The sequence below is a fragment of the Hydrogenophaga sp. genome (assembly GCF_051007235.1).
Taxonomy (GTDB): domain Bacteria; phylum Pseudomonadota; class Gammaproteobacteria; order Burkholderiales; family Burkholderiaceae_C; genus Hydrogenophaga.
Genome location: NZ_JBPCSJ010000554.1, coordinates 1 through 7,228 on the forward strand (window position 1 = coordinate 1; position 7,228 = coordinate 7,228).

Here is a 7,228-nt window from a genome sequence, read left to right on the forward strand (position 1 = left end):
GACGATGATGGCCTTGAGGAACACCTTCTTGGTGGTCACCAGCGGGAAGCCTTCGTTCAGATCGAACCGCATCTGGTGGCCGAACACGCTGCGGGTGCCGGTGCCGGTGCGGTCGCCCTTCTGCACGCCGTTTTCATAAACGTGGCGCATGAAGTCTTCGTACTGGGAGCGGACGGGGCGGGCGGTGGTGGGGGCGGTCATGGTCGGGGAGGTCGTTCAGGGCAGGGCGACATTGTGCCTTTCGCGCCGTCGCTGCGTGTCCGTCTGGCGCATGGGTCGGCGCGGCTCAGGTCAGCCGGTCCAGCGCGGTGGTCACGGCCAGCAGGGCCAGTAGCAGCACCAGCACCACGGGCATGACCGCGCCCAGGCCGGCCCAGGTGGCCAGCAGGCCGAAGGCAGCCGGCACCAGCGAGCCGCCAGCGTACGACCCCATCATCTGCCGCCCAATGACGGTGCGCGCCAGGTCGGCCGGGAAGCGCCGCGCGGTTTCGTGCATCAGCGACGGGAACACCGGCGCGCAGCCCAGGCCCATGAGCAACAGACCGGCCAACGACAGCGCCGCGGGCAGACCGGGCAGGGCGAACAGTCCGGCACCCAGCAGCGCCAGCCAGACACCACCGCGCACCAGGCGCCGGTTGCCCACCCGGTTGGCCACCAGGCCCACGGCCACGCGGCCGGCGGTGATGGCGCCGAAGTACACCGAAACCCAGAGCCCGGCCTGGGCCGCGCCCACGCCGCGCGTGCCCACCAGGATGCTGGCGGCCCAGAGGCCGGTGCCCATCTCGGCCGAGACGTAGAGCAGAAAGCTCAGCGGTGCCAGCCACAGGGCCAGGCGGCCAGGGGCGCGCGGCGCTGCTGCCGATCCGTGTCCGGCATCCTCCGCGGGCGGCCGCGCGTGCTCGCGCCGCCACAGCGCCAGGCTGCTCCACAGCACCGCGGCCAGCGCCAGCTGCAGCAGGCCGATGTGCAGCACGCCGCGGGTCCAGCCGTGCGGACTCGCCAAGGCCAGCGCCATGATGGCCGGGCCGGCGGTGGCGCCGATGCCCCAGCTGGCGTGCAGCCAGCTCATGTGGCGCGACGAGTAGTGCGCCGCGACGAAGTGGTTCAGGCTGGTGTCCACCGCGCCGCCGCCCAGGCCCAGTGGCACGGCCAGCAGCACCAGCCAGGCGAACGACGGTACGACGGAAAAGCCCAGCAGGGCCAGCGCCGTCATCAGCGCGCTGCCGGCCACCACCGCACCCGTGCCGACGCGGGCCACCACCCGGCCGGTGAGCCAGGCACTGGTGGCGGCGGCCACCGTGGCGGTGATGGTCAGCAGCCCCACGGCCGCCAGCGGCTGGCCCATGTCGGCGCGGATGGCCGGCCAGGCCACCCCCAGGATGCCGTCGGGCAGGCCCAGGCTGATGAACGAGAGGTAGACGATGCCGAGCAGGAACAGGTGGGCCAATTGCGGGCTCGCAGGGGCTGGGCGCGCGCCGCGGAGCGGCGGGGATTAGGGCCTGTTCACACTGCATTTCCAAGTGCGAATGGGTTGAAAACAGTGCCAATCGAGGCGCGCGACGACGGCCAGACTGGGCGTCTGGCCTAGGAGTGCAACGACGAGTGGCGCTGTTTTCAACCCATTCCCTTCGGGTTGTGGCCAAAAAGGCCATGTGCGGCGTTGCGAAGCCTTGCCGGGGGCACACCCCGGCTGCGTTTCGCGCCTTGCGCATGGCCTTTTTGATCCGCAACGCATCTTGGAAAAGCAGTGTGAACAGGCCCTAAGAGCGGGGCCGCGCGGCGATGCGCGTGAGCTCGGGCGACGGGGCCGTGATGCGGGCGTCAAACGGGTGGCGCTGGAGGTTGAACACCTCCAGGATGCGGCGCACATAACCCTGCGTTTCCGGAAAGGGCGGCACGCCCTGGTAACGGTCCACCGCGCCTTCGCCGGCGTTGTAGGCTGCCACCACCAGCGGCACGTCGCCTTTGAAGTAGGCCAGCAGCCAGCGCAGGTACGACAGGCCACCGCGGATGTTCTGCTCCGGGTCCAGCGGCTGCGTGACGTTGAAGCGCGCCGCGGTTTCGGGAATGAGTTGCATCAGGCCCTGGGCGTTCTTCTCCGACACGGCCTGCGGGTTGAAGTTGGATTCGGCGCGGATGACCGCGTAGGCCAGGCCCGGGTGCACGCCGTACTGGGGCGCCAGGCGCTGCACGATGGCCATGATCTGTTTCTCCTGCGCGGTGTCGATCAGCTGCCGGTAGCGCGTGGCGGCCGCGGCTTCGGCGGCGGCCAGGGCCGACTGGTGCGCCCCTTCGGCCGCCAGGGCCACGCCGGTCACGGCCCAGGCATCGGCCTGGCGCTGGGCTTCTTCAGCCTCGGCCTTGACCACGCAGGGCGGCTTGACGGCGTCGACCCCGACCGAGCGCAGCATGCGGCGCGAGGGCTCGTCGCCCTGGTCTGCCGCCTGCTGGAAGTACCAGGCCGCGAAGCCGTCGTGCCGCGGCACGCCACGGCCGTTGGCGTAGATCCAGCCCAGGTTGTAACGGGCCTCCGCGTCGCCGGCCTGGGCCGCTCTGCAATACAGGTCGATGGCGGTGGGCAGATCGCGCGGCACGCCCTCGCCGTGCTCGTAACCCCGCGCCTGCTCGCGCCAGAGCCGGGCCTGCTCGGCCGTGGCCGCCCACACCGGCGCGACCATGCCCAGCAGCAGGGCTGCAGCGGGCAGGGCGCGCGACAGACGGCGCAGGAGGCGGGTGTTCATGCCGAGAGAACGCGACCGGGGTTGAGGGTGTTGTGGGGGTCCAGCGCCTGTTTGACGGCGCGCATCAGGCCCAGGGCAACCGGGTCCTTGTAGCCGGGCAGCTTGTCCACCTTGAGGCTGCCCACGCCGTGTTCGGCGCTGATGGAGCCATCGTAGCGCGCCACGGCGTCGAACACCAGTGTGTTGACGCGTTCTTCCATGGTCCGCAGGAAAGCCTTGGCATCGCCGCCCTCGGGGGCCTGCACGTTGTAGTGCAGGTTGCCGTCGCCCAGGTGCCCGAAGTTGACCAGACGCACGCCCGGCACTTCGTGCTGCAGCAGGGCGTCGGTCTCGGCGCAGAAGGCCGGGATCTTCGAGACCGGGATGCTGATGTCGTGCTTGATGTTCAGGCCTTCTTCGGCCTGCGCCAGCGGGATGCTTTCGCGGATGTGCCAGAGCGCGTGCGCCTGCTGCAGGTTCTCGGCCACCACCGCGTCGCTGACCACACCGTTCTCGAACGCGGTTTCGAGCAGGCGTTCGAACTGCGCGCGCGCATGTTCTTCCGATTCGTTGTCGCTGTTTTCCAGCAAAACGCAGTACGGGTGCTCGTCCCACAGCGGCACCCGCTGCTGCGGGAAGTGTTTGGCCACCAGGCTGAGCGCGAACTGGCCCATGACCTCGAAGCCGGTCAGGCCCGCGCCGAGGTGCTGGTGGGCCAGCCCCAGCAACTGCACCGCCGCGTCGAGCGAGGGCACAGCGGCCCAGGCGGTCAGCTGCGCGGCGGGCAGCGGGTAGAGCTTCATCGTGGCGGCGGTGATCACGCCCAGCGTGCCTTCGCTGCCGACGAACAGGTCGCGCAGGTCGTAGCCGGTGTTGTCCTTGCGCAGGCCAGACAGGCCGTGCCAGACCTCGCCCTGCGCGGTCACCACTTCCAGCCCCAGGCACAGCTCGCGCGCGTTGCCGTAGCGCAGCACCTGGGTGCCGCCGGCGTTGGTGGCCAGATTACCGCCGATGGTGCAGCTGCCTTCGGCCGCGAGCGAGAGCGGGAACAGGAAACCGGCCTGTTCCGCGGCGTCCTGCACCGCCTGCAGCACACAGCCCGCGTCCACCGTGATGGTGAGGTTGGCCGCATCGATGGCGCGTACCTTGTTCATCCGCGTGAGCGAGAGCACCACCTGGGTGCCGCTGCCGTCGGGCACCGAGCCGACCACCAGGCCGGTGTTGCCGCCCTGGGGCACGATGCTCACCCCGGCGGCGGCACAGGCGCGCACCACGGCGGCCACCTCAGCGGTGCTGCCGGGCCGCACCACGGCCAGGGCCCGGCCGCGGGCGCGCTGGCGCCAGTCCTGCTCCCAGGCCGACAGGTCGGCGCCGGGGTCGTCGTGCGTGAGCACATGGGCCGCGCCCACGGCGTTGCTCAGGGTATCGAGCAGGGGGCTCATGGCTTGGGTGCGGGCACGGGATCGGCCGCGGCGCCGATTTCGATGGCGCGGCGCGCCGCGTCGGCGGCCACGGCTTCCTTGCCGGCGGCCTTCAGGCGCATGCGCACATGCACCGCGCAGGCCACGAACAGCAGCACGCACAGCAGCACCTCGATGGCGGCGAGGCCGGCCGACAGGCCCTTGTCGCTCCAGGCGCGCACCACGCCTTCGGTGAAATACAGCCACACCAGCAGGCTGACCCAGCGGTAGGTGTACATGCGGTTCTTGAGCAGGCCGGCCAGCGGGATGGTCAGCGGCAGCACCTTGAGCACCAGCCACGAACCGCCCGGGCGCAGGGGCGCGAGCCACAGCTCCCAGGCCAGGCCCAGAACGATGAGGCCCAGCAGGCTGCCCACGGCGAGCGCACGCGTCCAGCGCACGGTGCGGGCAGAGGAGGGGAGAGGGGTGGGGGGGAGGGGGGTGGACATGGCGGGTGGCATGATACCGGGATGAGCTTTTCCGAGCGCCTGCATGGCGCACAGACCCTGCTGGCCGAGCTGTGGCAGAACCTGCGCCGCTTCCCGTGGCGCAACACCGCACTGACCCTGCGCGAGCGCTTCCGCGAAGACCGCCTGGGCATCACGGCGTCCAGCCTGACCTTCACCACGACCATCTCGCTGGTGCCGCTGTTCACCGTGGCGCTGGCCATCTTCAGCGCGTTCCCGATGTTCGCGCGCCTGCAGACCACGCTGCAGCGCTGGCTGATCGAAAGCCTGGTGCCCGAGAACATCGCCAAGCAGGTGCTGAACTACCTCAACCAGTTCGCCGCCAAGGCCGGCCAGATCGGCTGGGTGGGCGCGCTGTTCCTGCTGGTCACGGCGCTGGCGCTCATCCTGACCATCGACCGCAAGCTCAACGACATCTGGCGCGTGCGCACGCCCAGACCGCTCACGCAGCGCATCCTGGTGTACTGGGCGGTGCTGACACTGGGGCCGCTGCTGCTGGGCGCGAGCCTGAGCGTCACGTCCTACGTGTTGTCGGCGTCCCAGGGCATGGTGTCGGCCTTGCCCGGCGGTGTGCGTTTCCTGCTCGATGCGCTGCAGTTCGCCCTGGTGATGGTGGGGCTGGCCGCGCTCTACCGCTACGTGCCCAACACCCGGGTGCGCTGGAGCCACTCGCTGGTGGGCGGGCTGTTCGTGGCCACTGCGCTGGAGCTGGCCAAGAGCGCGCTGGCCTGGTACCTGGCCAAGGTGCCCACCTATTCGGTGGTCTACGGCACCTTCGCCACCGTGCCCATCCTGCTGGTGTGGTTCTACGTGGCCTGGGTCATCGTGCTGCTGGGCGCGGTGGTGTCGGCCTACCTGCCCAGCCTGCTGGCTGGTATTGCGCGGCGCGGCAATTCGCCGGGCTGGCGTTTCCAGCTGGCACTGGAAGCCCTGGCCCAGTTGCATTCGGTGCGCGAGGCGCCGCCGCGCGGCTTGAGTCTGGAAGCGCTGGCGCAGACCCTGCGCGTGGACCCGCTGCACCTGGAGGAGCCGGTGGCGGCCCTGGTGGCGCTGGACTGGCTGGGCCGGCTGGACGAGGAAGACGAGCGTTACGTGCTGCTGCAGGACCCGCAGCACCTGGCGCTGGCGCCGCTGGCCGAGCGCCTGTTGCTGCCCGCCACGCCGGGCACCGAAGCCTTCTGGGGCGCCAGCGGACTGCGCCAGATGACCGTGGGCCAGGCGCTGGCCGCCCCGTCGGTGCCCTGATCAGCCGGCCCTGAACGGCGCCGAAAGAAAACCGCGAAACCGTGCCCGCCCACCGCGCTTGGGCGGCGCGCTCAGCTCGAACCGGGGGAAACGCTGCAGGAAATGGCCGATGGCGATGCGGCCTTCCAGCCGCGCCAGGCTCAGACCGGCGCAATGGTGGATGCCGAAGCCGAAGGCCAGGTGCTTGTGGCCTTCGCGGCGCAGGTTCAACGTCTCGGGGCTCTCGTAGACGGAAGGGTCTCGGTTGGCGCCGCCGATGCACAGCGTCACCAGCGTGCCCGTGCCCAGCTCGACGCCGCCGATGGTGCAGGGCGCGAGCGCGCGCCGGTTGCCCAGCTGGTTGGACGACTCGAAGCGCAGGCACTCGTCGACCGCCAGCGTCAGCACCTGCTCGCGGGCTGCGGCGTCGGCCGCCGTGCGCAGGTCGGTCAGCAGCTGTCTGTGTTGCTCGGGAAACTCGTGCAGCAGGACCAGACCGTTGCCGATCAGGTTGGTGGTGGTTTCGTGGCCGGCGTTGAGCAAGAAGATGCAGTTCTGCAGCAGCTCGACCTCGCTGAGCTGTTCGCCGCTGGCCTCGCCCTGGATCAGCCGTGTGAGCACGTCGCGCTCCGGGTCGCCAGGGGCCTTGCGCCGTTCGGCCACCAGCGTGCGCAGGTAGGCCAGCATCTCGTTCACGCTGCGGTTGCCGGCGGCGTGCTGCTCGGGTGTGGGCACGGGTTCGAGCGCGCCGAGGATGGCGAGCGACCAGTCGCGCAGCGGGCCACGGCCTTCGTGCGGCACGCCCAGCAGGTTGCCGATGATCTCGACCGGGATGGCCGCGGCGAAGTCCTCGATCAGGTCGCCACCGCCCTGGGCTTCGATGCGGTCGAGCAGTTGGTCGACCAGCGCGATCAGGCCCGGCTCCATGTCGGCGATGGCGCGGCGGGTGAGCGCGCCCATGATCAGCTTGCGCACCCGCGTGTGCAGCGGCGGGTCGTTGAACACCAGGCTGGTGGTGTGGTGCTCGTACAGGGGTGAGTCCGCGCCGTACTTGGGTCCGAACTCGACGTGCTTGTCGGAACTGAACACGGCGGCGTCGCGGTACACCGCCATCAGGTCGGCGTGGCGCGTGAGGAACAGCGAGCCGTCGGGCATGCGGCGCACCGGCTCGGTCTCGCGCTAGGCGGCGTACACCGGATATGGGTTGGCCAGGAAGTCGGCCGGCAGCGCGCGCAGGTCGAAGCCGGCGGCGATCTCGCGCGCGCGCTCGGCGCTCATCGGCGGGGTGATCTCAAACGGTTCGATCATGGTCGAACCATTGTGTCGGCGCGTTGCGGCCTTCAGGCGCGCTTCTTCT

General features: G+C 70.4%; 6 protein-coding genes and 1 pseudogene. 1 reads left to right on the forward strand and 6 read right to left on the reverse strand.

Translation table 11 applies throughout. The features are described from left to right. The 5 genes from ACR2JA_RS19615 to ACR2JA_RS19635 all read right to left on the reverse strand — a co-directional run. On the reverse strand, positions 1 to 201 hold a 201-nt coding region (locus tag ACR2JA_RS19615), incomplete at its 3' end, for a thymidylate synthase (protein ID WP_434010740.1). Between the two features lie 85 nt (positions 202 to 286). Beyond that, on the reverse strand, positions 287 to 1,447 hold the full coding sequence (locus tag ACR2JA_RS19620) for an MFS transporter (protein WP_434010741.1): 1,161 nt from the start codon (positions 1,445 to 1,447) through the stop codon (positions 287 to 289). Positions 1,448 to 1,760: 313 nt separating this feature from the next. Next, positions 1,761 to 2,741, reverse strand: a complete 981-nt coding sequence (locus ACR2JA_RS19625) for a transglycosylase SLT domain-containing protein (RefSeq protein ID WP_434010742.1) — start codon at positions 2,739 to 2,741, stop codon at positions 1,761 to 1,763. Then, positions 2,738 to 4,162 (reverse strand): FAD-binding oxidoreductase, encoded by a 1,425-nt coding sequence (locus ACR2JA_RS19630; protein ID WP_434010743.1) that lies wholly within the window; start codon positions 4,160 to 4,162, stop codon positions 2,738 to 2,740. The genes ACR2JA_RS19625 and ACR2JA_RS19630 overlap by 4 nt, the downstream gene beginning before the upstream one ends. Then, a complete protein-coding gene (locus ACR2JA_RS19635) occupies positions 4,159 to 4,629 on the reverse strand; it encodes a DUF2069 domain-containing protein (protein ID WP_434010744.1) in 471 nt (156 codons plus the stop codon). The genes ACR2JA_RS19630 and ACR2JA_RS19635 overlap by 4 nt, the downstream gene beginning before the upstream one ends. A gap of 21 nt (positions 4,630 to 4,650) precedes the next feature. On the opposite strand from ACR2JA_RS19635, the gene ACR2JA_RS19640 reads away from it, so the two are divergent. Next, positions 4,651 to 5,892 (forward strand): YihY family inner membrane protein, encoded by a 1,242-nt coding sequence (locus tag ACR2JA_RS19640; protein WP_434010745.1) that lies wholly within the window; start codon positions 4,651 to 4,653, stop codon positions 5,890 to 5,892. Here the strand turns inward: ACR2JA_RS19640 and ACR2JA_RS19645 are convergent. Continuing rightward, positions 5,893 to 7,179 (reverse strand): annotated as a pseudogene (locus ACR2JA_RS19645) (cytochrome P450). It abuts the gene before it with no gap. Between the last annotated feature and the right edge of the window lie 49 nt (positions 7,180 to 7,228).